Origin of the sequence: Corynebacterium tuberculostearicum (genome assembly GCF_022347385.1) — a bacterium.
Taxonomy (GTDB): Bacteria; Actinomycetota; Actinomycetes; order Mycobacteriales; family Mycobacteriaceae; genus Corynebacterium; species Corynebacterium tuberculostearicum_M.
Genome location: NZ_JAKRDT010000002.1, coordinates 32,647 through 58,712 on the forward strand (window position 1 = coordinate 32,647; position 26,066 = coordinate 58,712).

Annotated in this window: 23 protein-coding genes and 1 pseudogene; 9 read left to right on the forward strand and 15 right to left on the reverse strand. The window is 61.8% G+C overall.

All coding sequences use genetic code 11. The annotated features are described in order from the left end of the window. Nucleotides 1-2: 2 nt before the first annotated feature. The gene (gene thpR / locus MHK00_RS01335; RefSeq protein WP_250410120.1) at nt 3-545 is read left to right on the forward strand and encodes an RNA 2',3'-cyclic phosphodiesterase; all 543 of its coding nucleotides are present in this window, start codon (nt 3-5) and stop codon (nt 543-545) included. Here thpR and MHK00_RS01340 read toward each other — a convergent pair. The 6 genes from MHK00_RS01340 to MHK00_RS01365 all read right to left on the reverse strand — a co-directional run bounded on the left by MHK00_RS01340 (nt 542) and on the right by MHK00_RS01365 (nt 7,925). Beyond that, the gene (locus tag MHK00_RS01340) at nt 542-2,233 is read right to left on the reverse strand and encodes an FUSC family protein (protein WP_250410121.1); all 1,692 of its coding nucleotides are present in this window, start codon (nt 2,231-2,233) and stop codon (nt 542-544) included. The genes thpR and MHK00_RS01340 overlap by 4 nt on opposite strands. A gap of 67 nt (nt 2,234-2,300) precedes the next feature. After that, nucleotides 2,301-3,758: an ATP-binding cassette domain-containing protein gene (locus MHK00_RS01345; protein WP_250410122.1), complete on the reverse strand. Its 1,458-nt coding sequence runs from the start codon at nt 3,756-3,758 to the stop codon at nt 2,301-2,303. Further along, nucleotides 3,755-4,576: an ABC transporter permease gene (locus MHK00_RS01350; RefSeq protein ID WP_023020977.1), complete on the reverse strand. Its 822-nt coding sequence runs from the start codon at nt 4,574-4,576 to the stop codon at nt 3,755-3,757. Before MHK00_RS01350 ends, MHK00_RS01345 begins: the two co-directional genes overlap by 4 nt. Further along, nucleotides 4,576-5,544: an ABC transporter permease gene (locus tag MHK00_RS01355; protein WP_250410123.1), complete on the reverse strand. Its 969-nt coding sequence runs from the start codon at nt 5,542-5,544 to the stop codon at nt 4,576-4,578. The genes MHK00_RS01350 and MHK00_RS01355 overlap by 1 nt, the downstream gene beginning before the upstream one ends. Next, nucleotides 5,541-7,121 carry an ABC transporter substrate-binding protein gene (locus tag MHK00_RS01360; RefSeq protein WP_250410124.1) on the reverse strand — a complete coding sequence of 527 codons (1,581 nt, stop codon included), beginning with the start codon at nt 7,119-7,121 and terminating at the stop codon, nt 5,541-5,543. The genes MHK00_RS01355 and MHK00_RS01360 overlap by 4 nt, the downstream gene beginning before the upstream one ends. A gap of 39 nt (nt 7,122-7,160) precedes the next feature. After that, nucleotides 7,161-7,925 carry a GntR family transcriptional regulator gene (locus MHK00_RS01365; protein WP_250410125.1) on the reverse strand — a complete coding sequence of 255 codons (765 nt, stop codon included), beginning with the start codon at nt 7,923-7,925 and terminating at the stop codon, nt 7,161-7,163. Between the two features lie 200 nt (nt 7,926-8,125). Here MHK00_RS01365 and MHK00_RS01370 point away from each other — a divergent pair, with 200 nt between their 5' ends. Next, the gene (locus MHK00_RS01370; RefSeq protein ID WP_250410126.1) at nt 8,126-8,662 is read left to right on the forward strand and encodes a hypothetical protein; all 537 of its coding nucleotides are present in this window, start codon (nt 8,126-8,128) and stop codon (nt 8,660-8,662) included. On the opposite strand, the gene MHK00_RS01375 is transcribed toward MHK00_RS01370, so the two are convergent. The 4 genes and pseudogenes from MHK00_RS01375 to MHK00_RS01390 all read right to left on the reverse strand — a co-directional run bounded on the left by MHK00_RS01375 (nt 8,659) and on the right by MHK00_RS01390 (nt 11,808). Continuing rightward, nucleotides 8,659-9,678 carry an LLM class flavin-dependent oxidoreductase gene (locus MHK00_RS01375; RefSeq protein WP_250410127.1) on the reverse strand — a complete coding sequence of 340 codons (1,020 nt, stop codon included), beginning with the start codon at nt 9,676-9,678 and terminating at the stop codon, nt 8,659-8,661. The two genes, MHK00_RS01370 and MHK00_RS01375, sit on opposite strands and share 4 nt — an antisense overlap. Before the next feature lie 310 nt (nt 9,679-9,988). After that, a pseudogene (locus MHK00_RS01380) lies at nt 9,989-10,120 on the reverse strand (IS110 family transposase); the annotation flags it as partial. 306 nt (nt 10,121-10,426) lie between these two features. Beyond that, the gene (locus MHK00_RS01385; RefSeq protein ID WP_250410128.1) at nt 10,427-11,248 is read right to left on the reverse strand and encodes a hypothetical protein; all 822 of its coding nucleotides are present in this window, start codon (nt 11,246-11,248) and stop codon (nt 10,427-10,429) included. Then, nucleotides 11,248-11,808: a hypothetical protein gene (locus MHK00_RS01390; RefSeq protein WP_250410129.1), complete on the reverse strand. Its 561-nt coding sequence runs from the start codon at nt 11,806-11,808 to the stop codon at nt 11,248-11,250. Before MHK00_RS01390 ends, MHK00_RS01385 begins: the two co-directional genes overlap by 1 nt. Nucleotides 11,809-11,941: 133 nt before the next feature. On the opposite strand from MHK00_RS01390, the gene MHK00_RS01395 reads away from it, so the two are divergent. Next, entirely contained in the window at nt 11,942-12,775 is an 834-nt protein-coding gene (locus tag MHK00_RS01395) for a DUF1266 domain-containing protein (RefSeq protein WP_250410130.1), read from the forward strand. Nucleotides 12,776-13,139: 364 nt separating this feature from the next. Here the strand turns inward: MHK00_RS01395 and brnQ are convergent, their stop codons facing one another. From brnQ to MHK00_RS01410, 3 genes are all read right to left on the reverse strand, one after another. Continuing rightward, nucleotides 13,140-14,540, reverse strand: a complete 1,401-nt coding sequence (gene brnQ / locus MHK00_RS01400) for a branched-chain amino acid transport system II carrier protein (RefSeq protein ID WP_250410131.1) — start codon at nt 14,538-14,540, stop codon at nt 13,140-13,142. A 204-nt stretch (nt 14,541-14,744) separates the two neighbouring features. Continuing rightward, entirely contained in the window at nt 14,745-15,875 is a 1,131-nt protein-coding gene (locus MHK00_RS01405) for a MalY/PatB family protein (RefSeq protein ID WP_250410132.1), read from the reverse strand. 52 nt (nt 15,876-15,927) lie between these two features. Further along, complete coding sequence (locus MHK00_RS01410) at nt 15,928-17,838, reverse strand: ABC transporter ATP-binding protein (protein ID WP_250410133.1); 1,911 nt, start codon at nt 17,836-17,838, stop codon at nt 15,928-15,930. Nucleotides 17,839-18,028: 190 nt separating this feature from the next. Between MHK00_RS01410 and MHK00_RS01415 the strand changes: the two genes are divergently transcribed. Together MHK00_RS01415 and idi are read left to right on the forward strand one after the other, a co-directional pair. After that, nucleotides 18,029-18,577, forward strand: coding sequence for a hypothetical protein (locus MHK00_RS01415; protein ID WP_005326421.1), 549 nt, complete (start codon nt 18,029-18,031; stop codon nt 18,575-18,577). Continuing rightward, a complete protein-coding gene (gene idi / locus MHK00_RS01420) occupies nt 18,574-19,110 on the forward strand; it encodes an isopentenyl-diphosphate Delta-isomerase (protein WP_250410134.1) in 537 nt (178 codons plus the stop codon). The genes MHK00_RS01415 and idi overlap by 4 nt, the downstream gene beginning before the upstream one ends. Nucleotides 19,111-19,123: 13 nt before the next feature. Here the strand turns inward: idi and MHK00_RS01425 are convergent, their stop codons facing one another. After that, the gene (locus tag MHK00_RS01425; RefSeq protein WP_005324175.1) at nt 19,124-20,428 is read right to left on the reverse strand and encodes a carboxylesterase family protein; all 1,305 of its coding nucleotides are present in this window, start codon (nt 20,426-20,428) and stop codon (nt 19,124-19,126) included. A 38-nt stretch (nt 20,429-20,466) separates the two neighbouring features. On the opposite strand from MHK00_RS01425, the gene MHK00_RS01430 reads away from it, so the two are divergent. Together MHK00_RS01430 and MHK00_RS01435 are read left to right on the forward strand one after the other, a co-directional pair. Then, nucleotides 20,467-20,682 (forward strand): hypothetical protein, encoded by a 216-nt coding sequence (locus MHK00_RS01430; RefSeq protein WP_005324176.1) that lies wholly within the window; start codon nt 20,467-20,469, stop codon nt 20,680-20,682. Next, nucleotides 20,675-20,914, forward strand: a complete 240-nt coding sequence (locus MHK00_RS01435) for a hypothetical protein (protein WP_005324177.1) — start codon at nt 20,675-20,677, stop codon at nt 20,912-20,914. The genes MHK00_RS01430 and MHK00_RS01435 overlap by 8 nt, the downstream gene beginning before the upstream one ends. Before the next feature lie 35 nt (nt 20,915-20,949). On the opposite strand, the gene malQ is transcribed toward MHK00_RS01435, so the two are convergent. Further along, on the reverse strand, nt 20,950-23,073 hold the full coding sequence (gene malQ, locus MHK00_RS01440; RefSeq protein WP_250410135.1) for a 4-alpha-glucanotransferase: 2,124 nt from the start codon (nt 23,071-23,073) through the stop codon (nt 20,950-20,952). A gap of 94 nt (nt 23,074-23,167) precedes the next feature. Here malQ and MHK00_RS01445 point away from each other — a divergent pair, with 94 nt between their 5' ends. Together MHK00_RS01445 and MHK00_RS01450 are read left to right on the forward strand one after the other, a co-directional pair. After that, nucleotides 23,168-25,000, forward strand: a complete 1,833-nt coding sequence (locus MHK00_RS01445) for an AMP-dependent synthetase/ligase (RefSeq protein ID WP_250410136.1) — start codon at nt 23,168-23,170, stop codon at nt 24,998-25,000. Between the two features lie 252 nt (nt 25,001-25,252). After that, nucleotides 25,253-25,933 carry a hypothetical protein gene (locus MHK00_RS01450; protein WP_005326429.1) on the forward strand — a complete coding sequence of 227 codons (681 nt, stop codon included), beginning with the start codon at nt 25,253-25,255 and terminating at the stop codon, nt 25,931-25,933. The last annotated feature ends 133 nt before the right edge of the window (nt 25,934-26,066 follow it).

Below are 26,066 nucleotides of genomic sequence, written 5' to 3' on the forward strand. Positions count from 1 at the left end.
CCATGATCCGCGTCTTTGCTGCACTATTGCCCTCGGCCGCCGCGCGCGAGCATTTGGTGCATACGCTGCGGCCCATCCACGCGGCAACTACTAATGAGCTGCGTTGGACGGATCCGGATAATTGGCATGTGACCATGGCCTTTTATGGCGATCAGCCCAATGATGCCGCGGCGGTGCGCGAGCACCTAGCTCACGCGGTGGCTGGGCGCGGGGCGTTGGATGTGCACCTGAGCGGAGCGGGGAGCTTTGAGCAGCGCACGTTGTGGGTGGGCGTCGGCGGGCAGGCGCGCGGTGTGCGGGAGTTGATGGCGCAGTGCCAGCTTGCCGACGTCCCCTTTAGCCACCACCGCCCCCACCTCACCGTCGCGCGCGCTGGTCGGCGGGCCCGTGAGCCGTGGGCGCTGGCGGATTATGTGCGCGCGTTATCGGTGTATCGGGGACCGGATTTTCGCGCGGACCGGGTATGTCTGATGCAATCGCACCTCGGCGAGGGCCGCGGCGGTGGCCCACGCTACGAAGTTATAGAGGAGTACTCGCTGTTTTAAGCGGCGCGTGCGGTGCGGATTTCGCGGACGAGGGAATCAAGCTCCGCGCGGGTGGCGGTGCGGTCCGGGTGGGTGGTGCAGAAATCTAGCAGGAAGTAGCCGGCATGCTGAACGGCAATGTGGCGGGCCCAGAATTGGCGCACGGCATCGGGGTTATCCACGGCGAGGGACTGGATGGCGCGGCGCTCCGAGAGCAGCTCGTATTGCAGGTCGCGGCGGGCGGACAGTACGGCATCTGGGGTATTGACAAAGAGCAGGCCGAGCAGGGTAGCCATGGACTCCATCGCGCGGACCTGCAGGCGAGCCTGATTGCGCACGGGGGCGCTGCGCTGCCACAGCCATAGCACCGCGGTGGCGATGAGGATGGACAAGATGATTTCGCCGCAGCGGGCCTGGATGGTCGGCCACAGGGGACGGGTGGCGGAATTGCCCATGAGGAGGGCGAGCGGGGTGGAGAAGATAACGCAGATGGCGTAGTTCTTAGCCACGAAGATTTCGGCGCAGAATTGGCACGCGGCCAGCGCGAGCAGGAGCGTCCACCCTTGAATGCCAAAGTAATGGAGGATAGAAAACAGCAGCACGCCGACGACAGAGCCGAGCATGCGGTGGATGCCGCGGACGGTGCCCGGCACATGGTCGGGTCCCCATTGCAGCATGAGGAAGGCAGAGACCACGCCCCAGTCCGGGCGGTCGAAGCCGAGGGTAAGGCCCACGAGCACGGTAATGGCCGCGGAAAGGACCACCTTTTGCGTGGTGACCATGGCGTGCGAATCCCGGACCGCGGCGCGATACAAGCGGTAGCGGCCGGTGGGGCGGGTGTGCGGGATGGCGGTCCGATCCGGATCGACGTCGGTGACATTATCGGTGAGCTGATCCGAATCGGCGCCCAAATCCAAGGCGCGGTTATGCGCCACGATGGTGTGCTGCGCTGCGAGGGTGCGCTCTACTAGGTGGGCTCCCTGGGAATCGATGATGCGGCCGCCGCGGATAATGCGGGCGTCGGAAAGCGCCTGCCAGGCAGCAAAGAGCGCGGTCTGCGCCTGGTGGTGGCGGGCCAAGGAATCGTCGCGGTCATCTTTGAATGCGGCCGCGGCCTTTTCCAGTGCGGCGACCGCGCGGCGCTCGGGGCCGTGGGAGTCAATAAGCGCCGGCGCCATGCCGAGCACGAGGCTGGCTATCATGCCGGTCAGCGCCCAAAAGAGCAGCTGGCCCACGGTGACGTCGGTGCGCGCGAGCATCACCGAACCGCCGCCGACCATGACCAAGAAGAAGGTGCCCGGCGGCGGCAGGCGCAGGGCGTTTTGGGCAAAGCCGCACACGGCGGCCAGCGCTGTGGTGTACAGGCCCGCCAGCAGCAGCCACCAATGGCCGTGGCCAGGCGCAAAGATGAGGTGGCCTACCAGCACGCCCACGGCCGCGACGGTAATGAGTGCGGTGCCGGCGGTGAGCATGACGCGGGGGCGGGTGCGATAAGGGTGGCCCTCGCCAAAGATGACGGTGAACGCGCCGGTGGAAATGAGCAGGATGGCGTAGTCGTGGCCGGTCAGCAGCGCGATGGCGCCGGGAATGAGAATCGCCAAGCCCGCGCGCAGGGCACTGGGCCAGCGCACCGAGGCGCTATTAAACGCGGTGAGTAACTGGGTGGTGCTGGGGCGCTGCGGGATGGGATAGTCAAGCTGGGTGGCCACGGAGCAGCAGGATCCTTTCTCGGCGGAGTTATCTGACCCGACTACCTTACGCCCGAAGCCACCCGCTTTACATGTCGGCGGCCGCGATGAGCCGGCGCGTGTAGTCCGTGCTGGGCGAGGACCATACGGAGTCGGTCGCTCCGTGCTCGATGAGCCGGCCGCGGTCCAGGACCGCGACGCTATCGCATAGGTGGCGCACCACCGCGAGATCGTGGGTGACAAAGAGCAGGGTCAGCTTGCGCTTGGCGATGACCCCCGCCAAAAGCTCCAGCACCTGGGCGCGCACCGACATATCGAGGGCAGAGACAGCTTCATCGGCCAGCAAGATATCCGGCTCGCCGCACAGTGCGCGGGCGATGGAAATGCGTTGGCGCTGGCCACCGGAGAACTCGTGCGGGAAGCGATCGAGGCTCTCGGCCGGCAGGCCGACCTCCTCAAGCGCGGCCGCGGCGCGAGCGCGCTTGTCGGCCTTGCTGGGACTGCCGGGGATGGCCTCTGCGATGGATTTCCAGACTTTCAGCCGCGGGTTAAGCGAGCCCTGCGGGTCTTGGAAGACCATCTGCACGCGGCCGCGGACGTCGATGTCACCGCTCGTGGGCTGGTCGAGCCCGGCGATGAGCTTGAGCAGGCTGGTCTTGCCCGAGCCGGAGCCGCCCACGATGCCGAGGCGCTCGCCGTGGTGCACGCGCAGGTCGATGCCATCGAGCGCCGCATGTGCGCCGTGGACCTTGCTGACCCCGCGTAGCGTCACTATCGCATCCTCCTCCGCCGTGGCCGGAGAAAGGCTCAGCTCCGGCGGCCGCGAGGAGGCGATGAGCGTGCGGGTATAGGGATGCTCGGGGTGGACAAGTACGCGCTCGGTGGGACCGGATTCCACCACCGCGCCCTGGTGCATGACCAAGACGTTGGGGCACATGCGGCGGATAACGCCCAGGTCATGGGTGATAAAGATCAGAGCGGTGCCGTGGGCCTTGGTCACCCGCTCGATGACGCGCAGCACGCCGTCCTGGGTGGTGGCATCCAGCGCGGTGGTTGGTTCATCGCAGATGAGGAGGTCGGGGCGCCCGGCCATGGCCATGGCGATGAGCACGCGCTGGCGCTGCCCGCCGGAGAGCTGATGCGGGAAGCGGGAGGCGACATCGGCGGCTAGGCCCACCTCGTCGAGCGCGGCCGCGCAATCGCGCACCCCGGCCTGGGAGAGCTGGGTGCCTATGCGCATGAGCGGATCTAGCGCGCTCATCGGTTCTTGGAAGACCATCGCCATGGTGGACCCGCGCAAGGGGCGGATGCGGGCATCGCGCGCGCCGATCACCTCGGTCCCGTCCACGGTCACGGAGCCGCTCGCTCGCACCCCATCGGGCAGAAGGCCCATGATGGATAGCGCCGTGAGGGACTTGCCGGAGCCGGATTCACCAATGATGCCGAGCTTCTCGCCGGCCGCGAGCTCGATATTGATGGGGCCTAGCAGGGCAGTGGTGGACCCGGTGGCGGTAACCGTCAGGTCATCTACGTGGAGCAGGCTCATCGCGCGGATCCTTTCAGGCGGGGATCGAGGAGGTCACGGAGGGCGTCGCCAAGCAGGTTAAAGCCCAGCACCGTGGCAGCAATGGCAAGGCCAGGCCAGAAGGCCTGCAGGGGAGCGGTGCCCAGCAGCGACTGGGAATCTTGCAGCATCCGGCCCCAAGAGGCCGCCGGTGGGGCGGTGCCTAGACCGAGGTAGGACAGGCCGGCTTCGGCCAGGATGGCAAGGGCGAAATAGACGGAGGCCTGCACGATGAGCAGCCCGGTGAGGTTGGGAAGGATATGGCGCAGCGCCACCTTCCAACCCGGCACCGCGGAAATGCGCGCGGAGGAAATAAAGTCCTGCGTGATAACCTGCAGCGTGCCTGAACGCGCCACGCGGGCGAAGGAGGGAATGCCGGCGATGCCGATGGCAACCATGGCAGTCAGCGTCGAAGGGCCCCACACCGCGCCGGCAATAATCGCCAACAACAGCGCGGGGAAGGCAAGCAACAGATCCGCGCCGCGCATCACCAGGGCATCTACCCATGTGCCGCGGCGCATGCCGGCCAGGATGCCCAAGGGCACGCCCACGAGGGCGGCGATGCCCACCGCCACCAGACCGACAAAGACCGTAATCTGGGCGCCCGCCATGATGCGGGAGGCGGTATCGCGCCCAAAGCGGTCCGTACCCAGGAGGTGCTCGGCGCTGGGACCGGCAAGGCGCACATCCGGGTGCGCCAGCGTCGGGTCATAGGGGGTCCACACCAGCGAAAGTAGCGCCACCAGCACCGTGGCGGCAACGAGGAAGGCGCCCAGCCAGCCAGAAAAACGCAGCTTCATTACTTCTCACCTGCCGTGATGCGCGGATCGATGAATCGGTAGGCCACATCCGTTAAGGCATTAACCACCAAGGCGAAGGCGACGAGCAGCATGACCAGGGTTTGCACCGTGGTCAGATCGCGCACCGATACCGCGTCCAAGAGCATGGAACCAATACCGGGGATGACAAAGACGGATTCGATCACCACGGCGCCCACGACCATTGTGGTTAGTTGCACGCCGGCTACGGTAAGCACCGGCAGCGCCGCATTGCGCAGGCCATGGCGCTTTAGTGCCTCCCACGGGGACTGGCCGAGCGCACGGGCGGTGCGGATATAGTCTTGATTCAGTACATCAAGCACCGCCGAGCGCACGTAGCGCGTCAGCATTGCGCCTTGCACCAGGGCCAGTGCAATGACCGGCAAGATGAGGTGGCGAATAAACTCGCCCGCGCCCTGGTTGGGCGGCACCCAACCATTGGCGGGCAGCCAGCCCAGATGGACGGCAAAGATAGCCACCAGAATGATGCCGAGGAGGAAGCTTGGCACCGCAATGCCCAGCTGCGTGCCGGCCGAAACCACATCCGCGCCGCGGGTACGGTTGCGCAGTGCCAGCCACATGCCCACCGGGATGGCCCCGGCCAGTGCGAGCAGCATCGCTAAACCAATCAGGATGAGCGTGACCTGGGCGCGGTCTAGCACCAGCGGCGTAATATCCTGCTGCGAGGACAAAGACTGCCCAAAACTGCCGGTAAATAGGCCTTTTACCCACTCCCAATATTGCGTAAGCAGCGGGCGATCCAGGCCCAACTCAGAGCTGAGCTTGCCGACGGCCTCTTCTGTCGCATTCACCCCCAGCGCCACCCGCGCCGGGTTGCCCGGCACCGCGCGCATGAGCGCAAAAATGATGATGGAGGCTACAAAGAGCGTCAACGCGAAGCGCAGCAGCGGGCGCACGATGGCGCGCCCCGTGGTGCGAAGGGAACTCATCGGGCCTCCTTTTCGGTGTTATCTGCGGCGGTGGTTTTAGCGTCTGCGTCCGCGTCGGCAGAGGTCAGGTCGCGCAGGATGAGCGCGTCAGTGACCTGATCCGGATGCAGTCCGCTCACGCCGGCGCGGGTGAGCACGATATTGGGCATATTCATGAGCGTCAGCGCGCCCGCATCCGCCATGATTTGGTCCACGGCCTGCGCCATGAGCTTGGGGTAGTCCTTCTCGGGGGCGGAATCGGCTTGGGCCAAAAGCTCGCGGGTGCGTGGGGAATCGTAATTGAGGTAATAATCCGGATCGCCGAACAAGGTGGGCACATCGCGCGGCTCCACGTGGGAGATGAGCGACATCTGATAGTCCTTGGCGCCCATGACCTGGCCCAACCACACGGCCGGGAACTCGGCGGAGTCCAGTGTCACCTTAAAACCAACTTCGGTAAGTTGCGAGTACAACAGCTCGGCGACGGTCTGGGCGTAGGGCAGCGTCGGCGTAGTTAGCGTAATTTCGGCGCCTTCCGCGCCGGCCTCCGTGAGCAGCTGGCGGGCCTTGTCTGGGTCGTAGTCGTAGTAGTGCTTGTCCTCGAACCACGGATCCGTAGGCGGGATGGGTGCGCCGCCGGTGTCTTTAGCCATCCCATTCCACAAAATGTCATTGGCCGCCGTGCGGTCTACAGCATAGGCCACGGCCTGGCGCACCCGTGGATCGTCGAAGGGTGCGCGGGCATTATTCATGGACAACAGCACCTCACCATTGGTGGTGCCGACCTCGGTAGCGATGCCCTCCTTGACGTCGTCAAGAAGCTCCGGGTTTTGCACGCCCCAGACCACGTCCACGCCGCCGGCCTGCAGTGCATTGACCGAGGAGATGGTATCCGGGAAATAGCGCACCGTGACATCCTGCGCGGCGGGTTTTCCCCAATATTCGTCGCGAACGTGCAGCTCAACGAATTCCGAGGGCGCAAAGCGGGACACCTCATAGGGGCCGGTTCCCACTGGTTGCGCGGCGAGGTTATCCATGCCGTGTGGCGTCATCATCGCGCCGGTGGCCGTTCCCATGGACCACAGCCAGCCATTGGAGGGCTGCTTGAGGTGCACTTTTAGCGTGTGTTCCTCGGCTGCGGTAGCTGTGTCTACCGGATCCATGGCGGCGGCGATTCCGTTGGTCCACTTCTCGCGCACATAGTTAATGGAAAAGGCTGCGGTCTCAGCGTTAAAGGCATCGCCATTGGAAAAGGTGACGCCGTCGCGCAGGTGGAAAGTATAGGTGCGGGCATCGTCGCTGATATCCCACGAAGTGGCAAGTCCTGGGGTAATGGAGCCGTCTTCATCGATGCGCACGAGGGTCTCGTAGACGTTATCCATAAGCACTGCGGGAATGGCGGCGCCACCGGTGGTCGTGAAATCCAGCGAGGTGGCGGCCGAGGTGGAGGCCACGGTGAGGAAAGAAGGTGCGGTGTCGCTGCCTGCCTGGGTGGTATCAACCACCGCGGTATGGCCCGCGGAACATGCCGATAGTGTTCCTACAGCGGCTGCCATGGCGAGGCTGCCCAGCGCCCTACTGGCGCGAAATCTTCTCATAGAAAGCAGGGTAGCCGGTGGGTATATCTGCCGTGAAACTTATGCAAAATTTCCAGGGGTGGGGATAACTTCTAGGGGTGATACACCCCCGCGCACGTTATTCATCGCTAGCTTCATGCGGTCCGAACGGTAGAGGTAGACCGCCAATTCCACCGGCTCGCCGGAGTGGTTGGAAATCTCCATCTGCAGACGCCACAGCGGGGTACCCGTAGCCACGCCAAGCGCTTCGGCGTCTTCGGCATTGGCTTCCTCCAGTGTGAGTTCGCGGCGCACATTATCAAAATCCACGCCGCAATCGCGCAGGTGCGCATGAATGGAGCCGGCATCCGCATCGAAATCTAGGATGTGCTTTCCCACCACCATGGGGAAATACATCCGCTCGATGGCAATGGGGTGGCCCTCGGTATAGCGCACGCGGTGGACGAAGACGACATTTTGTTCTGGGTCTACGCGCAGAAAGCGGGTGATATCCCGCGGCGCGCGGCGGCGAGCCAGCCACAGGGTGTGCTGCTGCGGATCCACGTCATATTCGCTCAGCCAGCTGGAAATGGAGTAAATCGATTCAAAAAGCTCAGCCTGGGTGGAGGCCAAAACGGTGGAGCGGCGCCCGCGGCCTGAGGACACTAGCCCTTCGGCCCGCAAAGCCGCAACGGCTTGGCGCACGGGTCCGCGGGAGGAAGAAAACTTCTCGCACAAGTCTGCTTCACTAGGCAGGAAATCGCCTGGTTGCAGCACGCCGGAGCTGATCTGTTCTCGCAGGTAATCAGCGATCTTCTTATGCTGCTGTTTATCGCGTGGGCTCATTCAACCTTTGTCCTTAGTTTCTCCGGGGCCTTTCCCAGCGGAGCGAAACACAGTAATGCTATTCCATTTTGCAAAGGCGCGCTAATGCAACAGCGTCACGGAGAAACAACGCGTTGCCCGGGTAAAGGCGTTCAAATAATAAGTCACGCGCCGTCCGACCAGCACCGAGATGCTAGGCGAGCACGCTAGGCTATGTGACCGTGGACGAGAGCACCGAAACGATTGAAGTACGCGCGGCCAGCGGCAGCGCGCGCCTGGGCAAGGCGGTAGCGGTGGCGGGCATCATCGCCGTCGCGCTGCTGGTTATCGGTGGGGTGCTTATTTACTCGGCGTTGCAGGAACCGGCCGATTCGCGCCTGCATTCCGTTTATCTCATTGCCGCGCTCATGCCCCTAGGCGGGGCGCTGTGCGCCATGCTGGCGGTGGTGGCCTCCGGGCGGCGCCGGGCACGTCCGGTGCTGCGGATCGGCGAGGAGATTTCCTTGCCCCACCAGCGGACCAGTTTCGCCGCCTCTGAGCTAGAGCGCGTGCAGTTCTATTCGCTCGGGCCGGATCAGAATTTCCTTGCCCTGATTCCAGGCGGGGTGCGCGTTTCTACCTTGGACGAGGCCCAACGGTATTCGGCTCGCCTGCCGGAGCAGGCGAACCTGGGCCCGCGGGAACTCGAGGGAAAGCTCCGGGAACGGTTTCCCGGCGTTCCCATCGACCACCTGGGCCAGGTGCGGGCCGAAGACTAGCTCGGGGTGCCGGCTACGCGTGCCGGATCGAGCTGCCAGCCCTGCGCGAGCAGCTGCATATTTTTGATTACTTCCTCGTGCGAGCTGGACTGCAGCGAGACCATGAGCTCATCGGCCTTGGCGTGTTCTTGGAAGGTATCGAGGTAGTTGGCCACCTCATCGGCGGTACCGACGGCGGAGTACTTCAGCATGTCTAGGATCTGCTGGCCCTGGTACGAGCTAATGATCTGCTCTACCTGCTCATCGGTGAGGTGCTTGCCGCGGCCGGCGAAGGCCTTGACGCGGTTGAAGCACACGCGCTCGTATTCTTCCTGTGCCTCTTGGGTGGTATCGGCGGCAGTGACGTTGACGCCGGCGATGACATAGGGCTTGCTAAAGCGCTCGGAGGGTTGGAAGTGCTCGCGGTAGTAGGTGGTGGCTTGCTCGAGGTGCTGCGGGGCAAAGTGGGAGGCAAAGGCATAAGGCAGGCCGAGCTTGGCGGCCAGCGAGGCGCCGAACATGGACGAGCCCAAAATATAGATCGGCACGTTGGTATTGGCACCTGGAACGGCGCTGACCCCCGGGATATAAGACTTGCCCTCGAGATAGGAGTTGAGCTCTTTGACGTCTTCGGGGAAGCGTTCGGCAGAGTGGGCGTCACGGCGCAGCGCGCGGCCCAGGGTATTCATGTCCGTACCGGGGGCGCGGCCCACGCCCAAGTCAATGCGCTCGGGGTACATCTCCTCCAAGGTGCCGAATTGCTCGGCGATGACATAAGGCGAGTGGTTGGGCAGCATCACGCCGCCGGAGCCCAAGCGGATGCGCTCGGTCTTCGCACCGATGTGGGCAATGAGCACGGCCGGGGAAGAGGACATGATGGACTTCATATTGTGGTGCTCGGTGTACCACATGCGGGAGTAACCCAGCTTTTCTGCTTCCTGTGCCAATTGCACGGAGCGGGCGATGGACTGTGCTGGAGTTTCGCCCTCATAGATGGTGCAGAAGTCCAAGACGGAAAGATGCGCGCGTTCGGTCACGGGGGAGCCTTCCTTTTGCTTTCGGAAAATTCTGTCTAAGTTCTCTTCTTCCAACGGTACGCGCCGCCTGACTATTCCGGGCGAGGTGATACCGCATCGCCGCCGGGACCTGTTGACATAAAAATCCCCTCCGCCTCGGCACCGTGGTGAGTTGCGGAGAGGTGTTCCTATAGGGGGTGTCAAGTTCGTGGGTGAGGTTGTTGAGGGGCGTGAGGGGCTTCTGCTTTGCTTTGTGGATGTTGTTTTCGGGCATCTTGAAGAGGCGATTGGGCTTGCTGTGCAATCGCCTTGGGATGAGGTTCTGTTGGTTCTAGGCTGCTGCGGCCTCCTGGATTGTGGAGATGTCTCGGTAGAGCTCGCCGTTTCGCATCATGGTAAAGAGAACGTTTAGGCGTCGGGGTGGGAGTTCGACGACTGTGGCGTTGTGTCTTTTGCCTTCTTTGTCTTAATCACTGGGACTGGGTAGACAAGGTTGGTACTGGCATCCACAAGACTGTGAGGCCTCATGCCGCCTGGGTTGGGTCAGGTTCTTATTGGCAGTTTGAGCATGCCGCCCCAGAGCATTTTAAGACAGGGACAGCATTAAGCCATACCGAATCCAGTGACTAGTTCTAGCGTCCTTTCAGAGGGGGAACGGAAATAAACATAGCCTGCCCAATCGGGTGGACAGGCTATGAATCTTCGGTGCCCTAAGGGGAACCGCTAACAACGTAATGGGCTGTCTCTACAAGCGTGGGTAAGCCTATTTCTACTTGGCCACGCCGAGGTTAACTAGCGTTTTCTTTGCCACCTCAGGGTCATTGCTTTGGATCGTGTACTCAACAATTCCTTGGCTATCTGGGAGGATTTCCGCGACGCTCGTGAAAGAATCCAATTTCTGGGCCTTGAACGTTGATCCGCGCGTTGATTCTGCCGGAATCTCAACGGTATCGAGGAGAGGCTTGCCGTCACGAACAGCGGCGGTGGCGGAAGGATCGTCGGTAAAGAGTACGAAGCCAACCTCAGGTGCCTTCGCAGTATCCACGCCACAGTTAGTGCCCTTCGCCTTTGGAGCAGGTGAACCGTCCGCACCGTAGTAGTTAAACTGCACGTCATAATCAGTGCAGTACTTCGCGAAGTCAGCAATCGGTTCGGGTGCGTGGTCGGCAGGAGTAAAGTCGCTCAGTGTGTCGCCCGTGGTATCTCCTCCGGTCTCGTTAGTAGCGTTATCGTCGGCGAAACCGGAATTAGCGGGTGCGTCAGCAGCGGGCTGTTCCGGAGGAGCGGACTCTTCGGACTTGGAACCAAAGAGCGCGTCTTTGGCTGCAAAATAGGCAATCACTACCACAACGATGACGGCTATCACTACCGGAACGAGCAATAGCTGCTTTTTGGTGCTGAGACCTGGCGACCCGCCATTGCCGCGAGCGTCTGCCGCATTCGCTGGAGACGCACCTTTACTTGGCAACGACCCGTGCTCGATGTATCCGCGATAGGTATTCTCCGCTTTCGATGAGGAGCGCTTGATGTGTGACGTATCTTCTGCCCCATTAAGCCGGTCGGGCGAACCGGGGTATGCAAGTCGGTTCATTATTCAGTCCACCACCGTGAATCAATGTCGGAATATAGGGAACGCATCGACTCAACATGCTCTTCCAAGCTATTGCGGTTGAGTCGATCCTTGTTATCTTTCCATCGCTTGAAGAGCTCCGTGGAAGACACCGAGCGCGAGGCTTCCGTCCGTGTTTCCCTGCCTGCTGTCAGAGCCCACTGGGCAGCAAACTGTATACGTTCTGCCGCTTTTTCAGTGAAACCACTCCACACTTTGTACGTGTCGTAGAGCTGTGCCACGACCGCCCAACCGTCTTCGTAAGGCAGGGCAATGACGTTTCCGAGGTTGTCAAGCTCAAGAAATTCAAAATGAGATGGGTCTTTTTTGTTGCTGGATACTAGAATCCTTCGGTTGGTGACAAAAGCAGCACCGTCCACCCCACTGGCTTTAGTAGTGGCGGCTTCCAGCACGATCTCGTCGACACCAAGGCCTTCCACAACGGCCACGGCGGCAGCGCGCAAGATCTCGGAATCGCCGGCACGTTCAAGTGCAGCACCGAGGTCTGGTCGGTCGGTCAATGCGGTTTGGGGGTCTGTCATGCAATCGAGGTTAACAATCCAACTAAATTTGCGGCTTGGGAGTGTCAAATTAGCACGTAAAACAACCCAAATATGGGGGTACTCTCGGAGGATCCACTGACTCTAGGCTAAATTCTCGGTACTTTGTTGGGTTATGAGCCCAACGTTCACGCCCGCAAAGTTTGATGATTCTACGCCCTACATGCTTGCCAAATTCCCATGGCCGGAACCGGAGCCAAGCGCAGATGAGGTACGCCGTCACTCGTGGGGGATGGTGTATAAGGAAAATAAATCGTTTGCCACTCCGTTAGGGGGCAAGGAGATCGGCAAGGTGACGGCTGAGCAGTACAAAGAATTCCTTGAGCAAAGCTATGGGGTAGCCGGTGTGCAGGAGGCTCATCAGGTTATTGATCATTTCCTCGAGGGGGGCCAACATGTGGAAAATGATTTTCTATTACCGCTTGCTTACGCCGTGAAGGATGTTCCAGAACACGAACTTGCGGCGGAAATCGAGGAAAAGGTCGAGTTTCTCAAAGACTTCTTCGCTGGAACGGGTGTAGATACGCGCGGCGGAGAACATAAGTTCCGTCATCTCGTTCGGTTATTGCGTTCGGAAAAATTTGTCTCGGCAACAGCTCCGGCACTCCCCACGACTACTCGTGCATGGGACATTATCCGAGTCCACAACGTCGGCGGACCAGCAACGGAGTTGGGATGGATCTCGCCAGAAGAGTTTCTGCAGATTTCAGATAAGGCCGTGGCGGCGCTGCAGCACCACTTCGTCTCGTGGGCCGACGTCGCCGCGAGCTTCTGGTGGGGAAGAATGATCTGGGCATGTGATGGCGAGCCCGACGTCGCCACGGCTATGAAGCAACAAACAGTACGTTTCACCGAGCTACTCGCCAAAAGTAAATCGCCTTGGGTGCGCGTGCCCTTGCATGGCAACTCGGCCGAGGAGCCATTTTCATCCTTAGACGGTCTGCGCTAGCTTGTTGTTTCCGCTTTTTGCGTGGCGATAGCAGCCATCGGTGACACGAGTTTGGCCCTGAGTCTAGAGCCGGTCAGCGCCTCGACATCGGCGCCGAACGCGCGATAATCGGCGCCCAGTTGCATGGCTTGGCCGCGCAGAATGTGGTCCTTCGGTTCTCGGCCCGATGTAGTCGAAAACTACCAAGCGGACGTCGCGATTGTTAAACCTACTGTGGACGGGGCGCTCGTAACCCAAACCCAGTGAGGGCATCAGCGGCGTACACTGTCCCCATACCCCGAGGCCGCGCGATGCACCCAAGAATCTGCTCGACCGCGGGTTCTGGGTGCATACGTCCCAGCGGGGGTAAGGCAGGACTAAAAGACTAAGCCTCAGCGAGGGCATCGGCCTCCGCCGGCTCTGCCGCCGGCGGGTTGGCAGCGGCGTGCTTTTCGCCGGCCTTGGTGGCGATATCGACAACGAGGCCGATGACTGCCGCGATAGCGGTAGGAACAATCCAGCCCAAGTCCACGGACTGGCCGGGCGCCAGGCTCAAGATGGGATCGAGTGCATCGGCGCCCCAGCCCTGTGCGGCGATGACGGACAGAGCCGACCACAGCACCGATACCCACAGCGCTAGGCGGTAGGTCCAGTAAAAGACGACGGACTTCTTTACCACCGGCTGGATCAGGGTGAGAGCGATAAGGGAGATGGCCGGCGGGTACAGGAAGGTAATGAATGGAACCGCAATGGAGAGCACTGTATCCAGGCCTTGGAAGGCAAAGAGGATGGACAGTGCAGTAAATAGGCAGGCCCAGACGTGGTACTTCACCTTGGGCATCAGCATTTCAAAGAAGGCCGAGGTGGAGGTGATAAGGCCCACCGCGGTGGTCATGCAGGCCAGAATGACGATGGCAGAGAAGACGGCCTGGCCGATGGTGCCCATGGTGAGATTGGCGGCGTCGGCAAGCAGGGGCGCTCCCGACTCATAGGACTGGCCATTAGGAATGGTTTGGCCTACCCAAGCCAGACCGAGGTAGATGGCGGCCAATAGGCCGCCGGCCACAAGTGCGGCGGTGATAGTGCCGTTAACCAGGGACTTCTTGGTCTTAAAGCCCTTGGAGCGCAAAGAGCCGACAATCACGATGGAAAAGGCCAAGCCGGCAATCGCGTCCATGGTGTTATAGCCCTCGAACAGGCCGGTGACCATGGGGGAAGAAGAATAATCCTCAGTAGGGGTCTGGGGATCGCGGCCGTTGCTAAAAGCGGCCAAAGTGATAAGGACGAACAGCAGCGCTACCAGGGCTGGGGTAAGGAACTTGCCCAAGGTATCGATGATGGTGTTTGGGCTCCAGGCCAGCACTAAAGCGATAAGGAAGAAGACGATATTGAAGATGCCATTGGCCATCGTTCCTTCCCAGCCCAGAAGCGGGGTGATGGCGGTTTCCATGGACACGGCGCCGGTACGCGGCAGGGCGTAGAAAGCACCGATGGCCAGGTAGGCCATCACGGAAAAGACCAGGCCGAAGAGGGCGCCGCCGTTGGAGCTCAAATCGCGCACGGAGCGGCCAGAAATGGCAACGGCAACAATAGCTAGGACCGGAAGGAGCACGCCGGCGGCCAAGAAGCCGAGGACGGCGGGCCAAAAGTTGGTGCCGGCCGAAACGCCCACCATGGGCGGGAAGATGAGGTTGCCGGCGCCGAAGAACATCGAAAACAGCATCAGCGACGCAATTACGATGGTGGCGCCGGGCTTAGAGGTGCTTGACGCAACTGGGGTAGCCATTGTGGCTCCTTAATTTTCCATGTACAGCTAGAATGCGGGGAAGCTTTCCCATTCCGCCGAGGGTGGTGGCGGAGGCGGGGTGCCTCTTCGCGGTCCGAGGTGGCGGGTCACGCCTGTTCGCGTAATGAGACATTACCGCCCATATGGTGAGAAATCAAAGCGTGGGGGTGACGCAGAATACATGGTGGCTCCAGCTGGGACGGCCTAATCGAGGGCCGCAAAGGCGCGCTCCATGCGGTCGAGCGCTTCTTCCAAGATTTCGCGCGAGGTAGAAAAGTTCAACCGCGCATGGCCCGGGCCGCCGGTGCCGAAGGTATCGCCCTCGTTGAGCGCCACCTTGGCATTCTCGCGCAGCCATTTGGCCGGCTGCGGATTGCCACCGATGGCGGTATCGGCAAAGTCCAACCACAGCAGGTAGGTGGCATCCGGTTTGCTGGTCTTTAGGCCGGGAATGCGCTTGGGCAGCTCCTCCACCAACCAATCGCGGGTCTCGCGCAGGTAGGCCACCTCCTCATCGAGGAAGTCGCCGCACTCGCGGTAGGCGGTCTCCGCGGCCAACACGCCCAAGGTGCCCGTGCCATCCTTGGCCACGCCAGAAAGGCAGTTCCAGGTCTGAACATCGGCCGCGTTGGAGAAAATCATCTGGGCGCACTTGAGCCCGGCGGTATTAAAGGCCTTGGACGTAGCGGTGACCGTGATGGTGCGCTCCGCGGCCGCCGCGCCGAGCGAGGCTACCGGGATATGCCGGCCCTCATAGACCAGCGGGGCATGGATTTCATCGGCCAAGATGCGCGCGTCATACTTTTCCGCCAGTTCGACCAGGCCGGTGAGGTAGTCCTCGTCCAACACACGGCCGAGCGGATTATAGGGGTTGGCCAGCAAAATAGAGCCCGCGCCCTGCTGGAAGGCGCGCTCAATATCGTCGAGCTCCAAGCTGGTCTCGATCTTCTCGCGGCCCGCGGTGCGTGGTAGTTCCAAAAGCGGTGGGTAGGAGGGAACCGGCACGATCACGGGGGAGTCCTCGCGGGTGAAGTACTGCACGCCGAGCAATAGGCCGCGCACCACATCGCCGATCCAGAAAATATGGTCGGAGTTGGGGCGCCAGCCATAGCGGTCGTTGTAGAAATTGGCCACTGCTTCGCGCAGCCCCGAAGCCTTGGGCGCTGGGGTATAGCCAAAGGTTTCCTTATCCACCATCTCTTCCAGCGCCTTCTTTACGGCGGGCGCGGTGGGGAAATCGGACTCGGCGATCCACAGTGGCAGGACGTCTTCCTCGAAGACGGTCCACTTGCGGGTTCCGCGGGCTTGCAACTCTTCTAGGCTAGGAAACTCCATGGCCATAACCATAACGCGAAGCCCGCGGCCACCCCAGCGCTTTTATGCGCTTTTATTCATCTGCCTTGTCGGCCCAGCGGGAGTCCTCCTCCGCGTCCTCGGATTCGGAGGCAGAGCCGGAGACAAAGCCATACTTCTTCAACCGGCGGCGGTCTGCGGCCGAGGTAGATTGGGTGAGCTTGAGTAGCTCGGCATAAATGCCACCGGATTGCGCCAGTTCGGCCGGCGAGCCCATTTCATCTATGCGGCCGCGATCCAGGGTGATGATGGTATCCACATCCGCGATGGTGGACAGGCGGTGGGCAATAATCAGCGTGGTGCGGTCCTTCATCAGCTCATCTAGGCCGGCCTGCACGGCGCGCTCGGACTTGGTATCCAGCGCCGAGGTGGCCTCATCCAGGACCAGGATGGGCGCGTCCTTGAGCATGGCGCGCGCCACGGAAACGCGCTGCTTCTGCCCGCCGGAAAGCTTCAGACCGCGCTCGCCAATGACCGTGTCATAGCCGTCCGGGAAGGCTTGGATGAACTCATGGGCATTGGCCCGCTTGGCGACGTCCACGATTTCCTCCTCCGTCGCCCCCGGCTTGCCATAAGCGATGTTCTCGCGAATGGTGCCGGAAAAGAGGTAGGACTCCTGGAAGACCACGCCCACTGAGGCGCGCAGGCGTGAGGCGGTGAGATCGTCTACTCGGTGCCCCAGTACATCCAGGTGTCCGGCCGAGGGATGGTAAAGGCCTAGCAAGAGGTTGACCAACGTGGACTTGCCGCCGCCGGACTCGCCTACGAGCGCCACCTTGTGGCCCTCAGAGGCGGCGAAGGAAATATCCTCCACCACGGGCTTGCCCTCCTCGTAGGCGAAGGAGACGTGATCAAAGGAGAAGACCGGCGCGCCGGGTGTGGGCTCCAGCGGGCTGACCGGGGTGAGGTCGAGCTGCGGGGTATGCGAACCGGTGGTGGCCGCAACCAGCTCGCGCGGGGCGGTGGGCTCGAGCTCTTCTTCCATGACCTTGAAGTAGTCCTTGGAACCGGCGATGGCGCGCTGGGCGGTATCGACAATCCAGCTCATCATAAAGACCGGCTGCTTCGCACTGGAGACCATCTGCAGCAGCATGACCATATCGCCCAAGGAGAAATGCCCCTCGAGCGTGCGCCAGAAAATTACGCCGTAAATGCCCAGGAAGATAACAGCCATGGCTAGGCCACGGAAGGTATCCATCATGTGCCACCAGCGGGACTGCGGCTTGGTGGTATCGACCACGGTGCGGTAGCGCTTGGCAAAGTGGGAGAGCTCGCGGGTTTCGCTCACGAAGGACTTAGCCACCTTGACCTGGCCGATGACCTCCGCGAAGCGGCCGTTGGCGACGTCGATATTCTCGTTCTTGACCGCCTCAAACTTCTGCCAGCGCTTCGAGGTGAGCGCGGTAAGCCACATATAGACCGGGAAGAGCAGCGCGAGCAAGATGGCCAGCGGCCAGTAATACCAGGCGGTAATGGCCAGCACCGCGAGGGTCTGGATGATCATCGTGAAGAAGTTATTGGCAAAGGACTGCACGAACTGCGTGATATTAGCAATCGAGCGGTCCAGCCGGGCGATGATCGTGCCGGTGACCTGGTTATCGTAATAGCCCTGCGGGAGGGCTAGCAGCTTGGCAAAGTAGCGCGTGGACAAAATCTCGCGCAGACGCGAGACCATGACATCGCCGATATAGCCGCCGATATTGCGGAAGAGGGCATTGGCGGCGTCGGCAAGAAAAAGCGCCACTGCCAGCAACAGCACCGTGCGCAGCGCATCGCCCAGTGGGGCGTCGTTCTGCAGGGCGTCCACGATGGTATCGGTGGCTTCGCGCGTCAAAAACGGCGAGACCAGTGCAACGACCGCCGTTATCGTGGCGGTCAGCAGCACGCCTAGATAGTAGGGCCACAGGGCAGAGGCACTGCGGGTAATGCGCAAAATGGAATTCATAATAAGACCACACTCACTTCGAAACGGCGGTTAGTGCGCGGAATTAGGGAAAAGGAGGGAGAGATTTAAGCGACTGCCCAGTATGCCACATGCGGCGTTAACGAGCGTAAATACTTAAGTTCAGGGTGGTTTAGGCTAAGGTACTTGTGCAGAAATACAACAATCTTCGCGTGCAAAGGATCCATCCACGGTGAAAATTTCCCACACACTCGGCGCGGGCGTAGTCAGCGTACTCGCCGTGACCCTGACCGGATGTAGCGTTCTCCAGCCGGAAGAAACCGGGCTGGGGGACCATATCACCGTCTCCAGCTCCGAAGAGGCCCCGTACGAGGCCAAGGACACCGACGATAAGGAAGTCACCTCTAATCTGGGCGAGCCGGTAGAGGATAAGGGCCTTGGTGTGAGCTGGGAGTTGCAGGGTGTGTATACCGATAGCAACACCGGTGGCACCGTAGTGACCATTCTGCTCAAGAATAAAAACGATGTGCCCCTGCCTGTCGACGCCTTTGAGGACCCCACCCTGGAGCGTGCCGACGGCAACGGCGGCTGGGCCAAGATCAACTCCTTGCCCTATGACAAGGAATCTGCCCCAGACGTGGAGCCCCCGGGACTCGATCTCCCGCTGGGTGCAGGCGCTTCGGTCAACCTGCAGTACCGCTTTGACGTGACGCCTGGCAACCTGTGGAATGCGCGCTTGCACATTGGCAACGTGACCTGGGTAGGAGACCTTAATCTATGACGGAACTTGTAGTCTTGGCCTCTGCCGAGGGCGAACCCATCGGCACCGCTCCCAAGGCCGAAGTTCATACCACTGATACCCCGCTGCACTTCGCCTTTTCTGCCTGGTTGACCTGCGGTGGCAAGGTGCTGGTCACCCGCCGCGCCCTGAGCAAGCGCACCTGGCCCGGCGCGTGGACCAATGCCTTTTGCGGCCACCCCGCACCCGGCGAGGAGACCGCGGATGCGGTGCTGCGCCGCGCTTCCTTTGAGCTGGGCATTGCGCCGGCGGATCTGTCCGCCCCGCGGCTTATTCTGCCGGACTTTTCCTATCGCGCGGTGGATTCCTCCGGCACGGTAGAAAATGAAATCTGCCCGGTATATACCGTTGAGCTTGCTGCCGACGCCACCTGGGAGCCTAACCCCGACGAGGTAGATTCCTACCAATGGGTCGAGCCAGCAAACCTCTTCGCCGCCGCCGATGCCATGCCTGGTGTTTTTAGCCCGTGGATGATTGACGAGCTCGCGGATAGCGCGCTGCGCGCCGCGTTGTAATTTTCGGCGCCCGCTACACCCCAAGCTCGTCGTCGTTATAGAAGGCCGCGGCCACATAGTCCAAGGTGGCATAGGCTAGCCGACGCTCTCCCGTATCCAGGTTGAATTCCAACACCTGGTGGTCATCGCCGTAGCCGGGGAAACCGGGCTCGCCCGTGGTGGCATAGTGGCGCAGCCACTCGTTGAGCTCACCGGCCGGGGAAGCGTCGGCCTCCTCGCCTCCGCTGCCGCCAAAGAGCGGGTCTAACTCGGCGCAGTGCACCGCGGGGGCTTCGGTCCGGGTAAATTCCATCATCCAGGTCGGGCCTGGAGCCTCCTCGGCTACCTGCGCGGTCCAGCGGCGCACGGCGGCATCACCAATGAGCCGGCCCATTGGCCGCTGCGGATCGACGTAGTGCGCTAGCTGCCGCCACTGTTTGAAACGATCGTGTGACATCCCGAACTTGGGCGAGAGGTAGCTGGTAATAAAGCCGGCAAACGCCATCTTGTCTATGCGCTCGGCCGCGGGCATGGTGTAGAACTCATCGCGGGTGGAGGTCACCACGATAGGGATATCCGCTAGTTCTTCGGCGCGCAGTGGTGCGGGGCCCAAGGCGACGTCGAAGCGGTACTTCTTGCGGAATTTGGCATAGCCCTTGGCCAGTGATTCAGGATCCATCTTTTCCAGCGCCTGGCGCGTGACCGGCACGCCTAGGGCCCGGCGCAGGTCGGTGATGCGATGCTCAAAACGGTCGCGCGGGAATGCCGGCGAGAGCGCCAGCACGCGGCGGAACCCGCCCCGGAAATGATCGCGACGCGTCAGCCACAGGCTAATCGCCGCCCCGGCGGATTGGCCCACCAGGGTGATATTGGTCTTATCGCCGCCAAAGGCTTCGATATTGTCCTGCAGCCACTCCAAGGCCAAGAGGCAATCATCAATGCCGCGGTAGCGGTCCGCCTCGTCGCCGTCGAAGCGCGCAAAGCCGGCCAAGCCCACCCGGTAACCCACGTTGACCTGGACTACCCCATGACGGGCATTCTTCGTTCCCGTAAGCCGTGGGTCCTCGTGCGAGCCATGCTCAAAGCGGCCGCCGTGAATATAGACCACGACGGGGCACTCGGCGGCGTCGGCAGGCGCGGTAATGCTCAGCGCAATGTCATTTGGGCGCGGCTCGCGGGCATCCTGATCAAAGGCGCCATCCAGCGGCTCGGCAGGCGAGTAGGGGCTGGGGATGGTGCTATAGCGCACCGAGTGGAAGTAGTGCAGGCCATCGCGGCGCACGCCGGTGATCCGGCCGGAGGCGGTGGTGACGGTAACGGGAATCTGGGCGCTCGACATGTCAGCCAGATTACCGCGAGCAAGTAGGATAAGTAGCCATGGAGTGGTTGACGAGCTTGGGCAGCACGCTATCGCAATTGTTGGTGCAGGCGCCCGTGTGGATTCAAATGGTCATCGTGGTGGCCATCGCCGTGCCGCTCATGGTGGTCATAGCGTGGTGCCTGATGTGGGCGGTTGACCGCGTGGCCAATCGGGCCGCCGGAGTGATTTCCCAGCAGCGCAGCCGCAGCACTAAGGTAGACCACCATGGCTGAGGAAAATAACGAGCGCGCGCGGCAGGAGCGCGCCGAGCTGCGCGCTAACCCCCGCGAGGGCCTTTGGGACCCCGAAGCCAAGCGCGCCGGCCAGTCTTCCGCCCCGGCAACTAAGCCCGGCGCTCAGCCGGCAAAGCGCAAGCGCGCCCTGCCCAAATCGCGCGTCTCACTCACACTGTGGACGATGATCGCGCTGGTCATCGTCGTTGCCCTCATCGGCCTGTGGACCTAGACGCGCCCACTGCGCGCAGAGGCTTAGGCCCAGCGCTAGTCCTTCCTGCTGGTGGCTGCTAAGCGCTGGAAGAATTCCAATCCGGGAAGATCCTCGATAAGCAGGGCAGTGCCGTTGGTATCGCATAGCGGCACGCACCAATTGGGATAGAGCTCGTGCGTGGTGCCCGGCTGATTCTGCGCACGTACATCGCCCACCATGTCCACCAAGCTGGTGCAGGAAAGCGCCGAAGGCGTGCCCGCAATATAGCGGTGCAGCGCCACAGAGATGTCTTCCTCCGCGCCGCGGGAGGCGCGCTCGGCCGGATCCACCAGGTAATCGCGCTGCGGCAAGAGGCCTCGGTCCGCTACCGCGCCCAATACGCGGGCCTGCCACTCAATGTCATCGCGCTGCTCGTCCTCCACCGAGCGGGTCAGCACGCCTAAGCGCGCGCGGAGGGAAATATGATCGCCGCGCAGGTACGCCAAGGTCGGCGGCAGATCGTGGGTATTGACTGAGGACAGCGCCAGCTGGCGATACTTGTCCTGCGGCAGCGGGGAGTAGTCATCATCGTCGCGCTCAAACCACACGATGGAGGTACCCAGCACCGCCTTCTGCGCGAGCACGTCTTGTACCCACGGCTCGACGGTGCCGAGGTCCTCACCGATGACCACCGCACCGGCGCGCTGCGCCTCTAGCGCCAAGATGCCCACCATGGCCTCAAAATCATAGGAGACATAGGTGCCCGTCAGCGGGCTGGCCATGCGCGGGATCCAATACAGACGGAAAAGCCCTAAGATGTGGTCCACGCGCACCCCGCCGGCATGGCGCAGCACGGTGGAGAGCATCTCGCGCCACGGGGCATAGCCCGCGGCGGCCAGGCGCTGCGGGTGCCATGGCGGCTGCGACCAATCCTGGCCCTGCTGGTTATAGTCATCCGGCGGGGCACCCACCGAGCACTGCGGCGCCAAATACTCAGTGAGGTTTACGGCATCGGCGCCGCCCGGGTGCACACCCACGGCAAGGTCAGTCACCAGGCCCAGGCGCATGCCGGCATCGAGTGCGCGCTGCTGCGCGGCGGCTAGCTGCTCATCGCACAGGAACTGCAGCCAGGAATAAAAGCGCGTGAGCTTGTCCATGTCTAGGCCTTCGGCATGGCGCTGGCCCGACTGTGCGGCGGCGTCTTGTTGCGCGCACCAATACGCAAAATCGCGCAGGCCGCGTCCCTCTTCGCGGGCGTAGCGCACGAAGGCCTCTTCGCGCTCCGGGGAGGGCTGGTAGTTAAAGAGCTCGCGCAGCACCTGCAGTTTGGCCTCAAAAATGGTGTCGCGGTCAATCTCCTCGGCGCTGCGGTTGCGCTGGCGAAACTCCTCCGCCAGCTCGCGCACATCATCCTGTAAGTCCTCCGGTAGGAGCTTGAGCTCCGGGATGGATTCGATGTGCAGGTAGAGCGGGTTGATAAAGCGCCGCGTGGTGGGCAGGTACGGCGAGTCCTCGACCGGAGGCAGCGGCTCGGCGGCATGTAGCGGGTTGACCAGCAAAAAGTCCGCGTGCGGTGCGAGTGTTTCAGCCAGCTGCCCCAAATCTTGGAAATCGCCGATACCCCAAGAGGACTCCGAGCGCACCGAATACAGCTGCGCCATCACGCCGCTAATGGGGTGCTCCACATACTCATCGGCCGTAGAAAGGCGCGCCGGGGTGATAATTAGCGGGCAGGCATGCTTGCCGATGCCCCCGGACTCCAGCACCAGCTCGTGGTACCCCATGGGCAGATCGCCGGGGATGTGGAAGCTCGCCTCGCCCCACAGGGTGCCATCAACGTCAGCATCCGGGGCGTCATTGGGGTCTTGGTAGACCTCGCGGGTGCCTCCTTCCTCCAGCTCAATGTGTACGTTGGCGGCATCGCCCGCGTGCACGTGGACCACGAACCCGCGTTCCTGACCCTGGGGCGCGACAACGCAGTGGGGTAGGGGCTGGGAGGAGCGGTCCAGGTAGTCGTCGTAAAGCAGCTGCGTTAGCGCCGCATCGTCCGGATTGTCATCGATGGCCACGCCCAAAGCGCGCAGGGTATAGGTAATAGTGTCTTCAGCGACGTGGACGGGGAAACCAGACTGGGAGGTATAGCTGGTGGCCACGCCGTGGCGCTGAGCGAGTTCTTCAAGCAAGTCGCGGGTAGTCACAGGCCACATTGTGCCACGGGGACAACGCGCCTGCTGGGAAACAGATTGGTACAGTAGGCGGAGATTAATAATTAGCTGTTCGAAAGGACACCGCGTGACCCTGCAAGAAGTGCATACCCCGGCGCAATTTACTATCGAGCCGGGCGAAACCTGCCTGACCGCCCTGATGGACACCGCGAAGAAGCGTCCGCACGGCGTCATGTTTACCCGCCCGGCAAACTACGAGTGGGTCAATGTAACGGGCAAAGAATTCATCGACGAGGTCTTTGAAGTAGCCCAAGGGCTTATCGCCCTAGGCGTGCAGCAGGGGGACCGCGTCGCTCTCATCTCTGCTACCCGCTATGAGTGGTCCCTGCTGGACTTTGCCATCTGGGCCGCCGGTGCCGCCTCCGTGCCGGTCTATCCCTCTTCTTCTGCCTCCCAGGTGCGTTGGATCATTGAGGACTCCGGTGCCGTGCTCGCCATTACCGAAACCCGCGAGCACTCCGAATTGGTAGAAAACCTGGTCTTGCAAGAAGACGGCGAGCCCAACCTCAAGGGCTCTCCCTCCCAGCTGCGCCGCGTCCTAGAAATCAACTCCTCTGCCATCGATACCTTGAAGTTCGAAGGCCGGGGCGTGGCCGCCGAGGAGGTCTACGCCCGCATCAAGGCCACCTCCACCGATGACCTGGCCTCCCTGGTCTATACCTCGGGCACCACCGGTCGCCCCAAGGGCTGCATCCTGACCCACCGCAATTGGCTGGCCCAGACCCGTGGCCTGTGCACCAACCCGATTGGCATCTTCGCCGTGCCGGGCAGCCACACCCTGACCTTCCTGCCGCTGGCCCACGTCTTTGCCCGCGCGGTATCCATTGCGGTGGCCCTGCGCGGCGCCTCCCAGAATCACTGGTCGGATTTTTCCACCATCAACATCGAATTCGCCCGCTCTCGCCCAAACGTCATCTTGGGCGTGCCGCGCGTCTTTGAAAAGGTGCGCAACTCTGCCGCCGCTAAGGCGGCCGATTCCGGTATCAAGACCCTGCTCTTTGAGCAGTCCGAGAAGGTAGCCATCGAGTACTCCAAGGCATTGGATAAGCCGGAGGGCCCGGACCGCCTGCTGAAGGCCAAGCACAAGGTCTTTGACAAGCTGGTGTACTCCACCATCCGCAATGGCGTGGGTGGCAACGTGAATTACTGCATTACCGGCGGCTCGGCCATGGGCCATGACCTGCTGCACTGGTACCGCGGTATCGGCATCCCGGTCTATGAGGGCTATGGCCTGACCGAGGTCGCCGCCGCGGCCGCAGTGGACTTTGTGGATCAGTCCATCGGCACCGTTGGACCGCCGATGGGTGGCGTGACCTTCCGCATCAACGAGGAAGGCGAAATCTGCATCAAGGGCGATATCGTCTTCCACGGTTACTGGAATAATCCGGAAGCCACGGCCGAGGCCCTCGAGGATGGCTGGTACAACACCGGCGACTTGGGTGAGATTGATGAGGACGGCAAGCTCGTTATCACCGGCCGCAAGAAGGACCTCATTGTCACGGCCGGCGGCAAGAATGTCTCGCCCGGCCCGATGGAGGATATCTTGCGCGGGCACCCGCTTATCTCCCAGGCCATGGTGGTAGGCGATGGCAAGCCCTTCGTCGGCGTGCTGCTGACCCTGGATCCGGATATTTTGAAGCGCTGGAAGCTAGACCACAACATTCCGGAGAATCGCTCCATGCGCGAGCTGGCCACCGATCCGACCCTGCGCGCGGAGCTGCAGGATGCCATCAACCAGGTTAACGCCACCGTCTCCCATGCGGAGGGCATCAAGAAGTTCTACATCCTCGAGTCTGACCTTACCGAGGAAGAAAACGAGCTGACCCCCACCATGAAGGTCAAGCGCAACGTGGTTTCGCAGCGCTACGCCGCGGCCATCGAGCACCTGTACAAGCGCTAGGCTGCGCGACGGGTACACCCGAGGGAATTCCCTCGGGTGTTTCTTTTTGCCCTGCTTGCCGACGCCCCCTTCTGCAGCTCACCCCACCATCCTCACCCCAGTGCGGGCGAACCTGCCATAAACCTGTGAATGGCTTCGGAGTGTCGCGCGCTCGCGGCGGCGGATCTCGCATAAAGTCGTGAGGCGTTACAGCAAACCTCAACCTCTACTAGAGGTTAGAAATGGGACCGTGGAAGGAGTGGCTCGAAGCCAATGCACAAAATCGCCGCCGAGCTGCGCCACCGCGAGCTTACGCAAGAGATTTACAATATCGGCGACGAAGTCGCAGAGTACCTCGAGCACCTCATTGAAGCCATCGAGGATTGGGACGAAGAGCTGTGCATGGATTGCCTAGCTGAGCTAGGCGATATCGTTGAAGACGCCCGCGTTGACTCCGGCCGTTGTGTAGGCGAGCTGATGGGCCTGCGCCAAGCCCTGGTCTCCGGCGTGCGCTCCGGCACCATTTCCGCCGCTTCTTCCGGCGTAAACGACGTGGAAGAGCCGGAACAACTGACCCCGCGCCTATTGGATGAGCGATTCCCCATCTCCAAGCCCATCGTGGTGCACGAGCTGGCCGAGTCCCTGCGCTCTCGCACCCAGACCGTGGCGGATTACCTCCGCGAGGTAGTCGAGTACGTGCTCGCGCAAACCGACGCCGTGGCCCGCAACCTCGACATGGTCTCGCTGCCGCACTTGTATAAGCGCACCGGCGAGTCCGCCCTCATTGCGGTCCAAGCGTGGAAGCACACGGTGCTGGATACCCACCCGGCCTATGTCCGCACGATGCGCGGGCATAACCCACCGCAGTTCCTAGAAGAGCGCGCCCGGGTTGCCGCGGTGGTGGAAAAAGTCCGCGCTAAGCGCGAGGCGGCCCGCCGGGCTACAACTGCATAAACCACATAGACTTCCTTGTTTCACGCAAGGGGATGTTCACGGCCACCGAGATTCCCTCTCTCGGTGGCCGTTGAAGTTTTCTGCGCTAGGGTGCCCTAATTCGGGGAAGCATTTAGGGAAATTTTAGGTTAAC

Coding starts and splice junctions, on each gene's coding strand:
- thpR (WP_250410120.1), top strand. CDS start 3: ATGATCCGCGTCTTTGCTGCACTATTGCCCTCGGCCGCCGCGCGCGAG.
- MHK00_RS01345 (WP_250410122.1), bottom strand. CDS start 3,758: ATGAGCCTGCTCCACGTAGATGACCTGACGGTTACCGCCACCGGGTCC.
- MHK00_RS01350 (WP_023020977.1), bottom strand. CDS start 4,576: ATGAAGCTGCGTTTTTCTGGCTGGCTGGGCGCCTTCCTCGTTGCCGCC.
- MHK00_RS01355 (WP_250410123.1), bottom strand. CDS start 5,544: ATGAGTTCCCTTCGCACCACGGGGCGCGCCATCGTGCGCCCGCTGCTG.
- MHK00_RS01360 (WP_250410124.1), bottom strand. CDS start 7,121: ATGAGAAGATTTCGCGCCAGTAGGGCGCTGGGCAGCCTCGCCATGGCA.
- MHK00_RS01365 (WP_250410125.1), bottom strand. CDS start 7,925: ATGAGCCCACGCGATAAACAGCAGCATAAGAAGATCGCTGATTACCTG.
- MHK00_RS01385 (WP_250410128.1), bottom strand. CDS start 11,248: ATGAACCGACTTGCATACCCCGGTTCGCCCGACCGGCTTAATGGGGCA.
- MHK00_RS01390 (WP_250410129.1), bottom strand. CDS start 11,808: ATGACAGACCCCCAAACCGCATTGACCGACCGACCAGACCTCGGTGCT.
- MHK00_RS01395 (WP_250410130.1), top strand. CDS start 11,942: ATGAGCCCAACGTTCACGCCCGCAAAGTTTGATGATTCTACGCCCTAC.
- brnQ (WP_250410131.1), bottom strand. CDS start 14,540: ATGGCTACCCCAGTTGCGTCAAGCACCTCTAAGCCCGGCGCCACCATC.
- MHK00_RS01405 (WP_250410132.1), bottom strand. CDS start 15,875: ATGGAGTTTCCTAGCCTAGAAGAGTTGCAAGCCCGCGGAACCCGCAAG.
- MHK00_RS01410 (WP_250410133.1), bottom strand. CDS start 17,838: ATGAATTCCATTTTGCGCATTACCCGCAGTGCCTCTGCCCTGTGGCCC.
- idi (WP_250410134.1), top strand. CDS start 18,574: ATGACGGAACTTGTAGTCTTGGCCTCTGCCGAGGGCGAACCCATCGGC.
- MHK00_RS01425 (WP_005324175.1), bottom strand. CDS start 20,428: ATGTCGAGCGCCCAGATTCCCGTTACCGTCACCACCGCCTCCGGCCGG.
- MHK00_RS01430 (WP_005324176.1), top strand. CDS start 20,467: ATGGAGTGGTTGACGAGCTTGGGCAGCACGCTATCGCAATTGTTGGTG.
- MHK00_RS01435 (WP_005324177.1), top strand. CDS start 20,675: ATGGCTGAGGAAAATAACGAGCGCGCGCGGCAGGAGCGCGCCGAGCTG.
- MHK00_RS01450 (WP_005326429.1), top strand. CDS start 25,253: ATGCACAAAATCGCCGCCGAGCTGCGCCACCGCGAGCTTACGCAAGAG.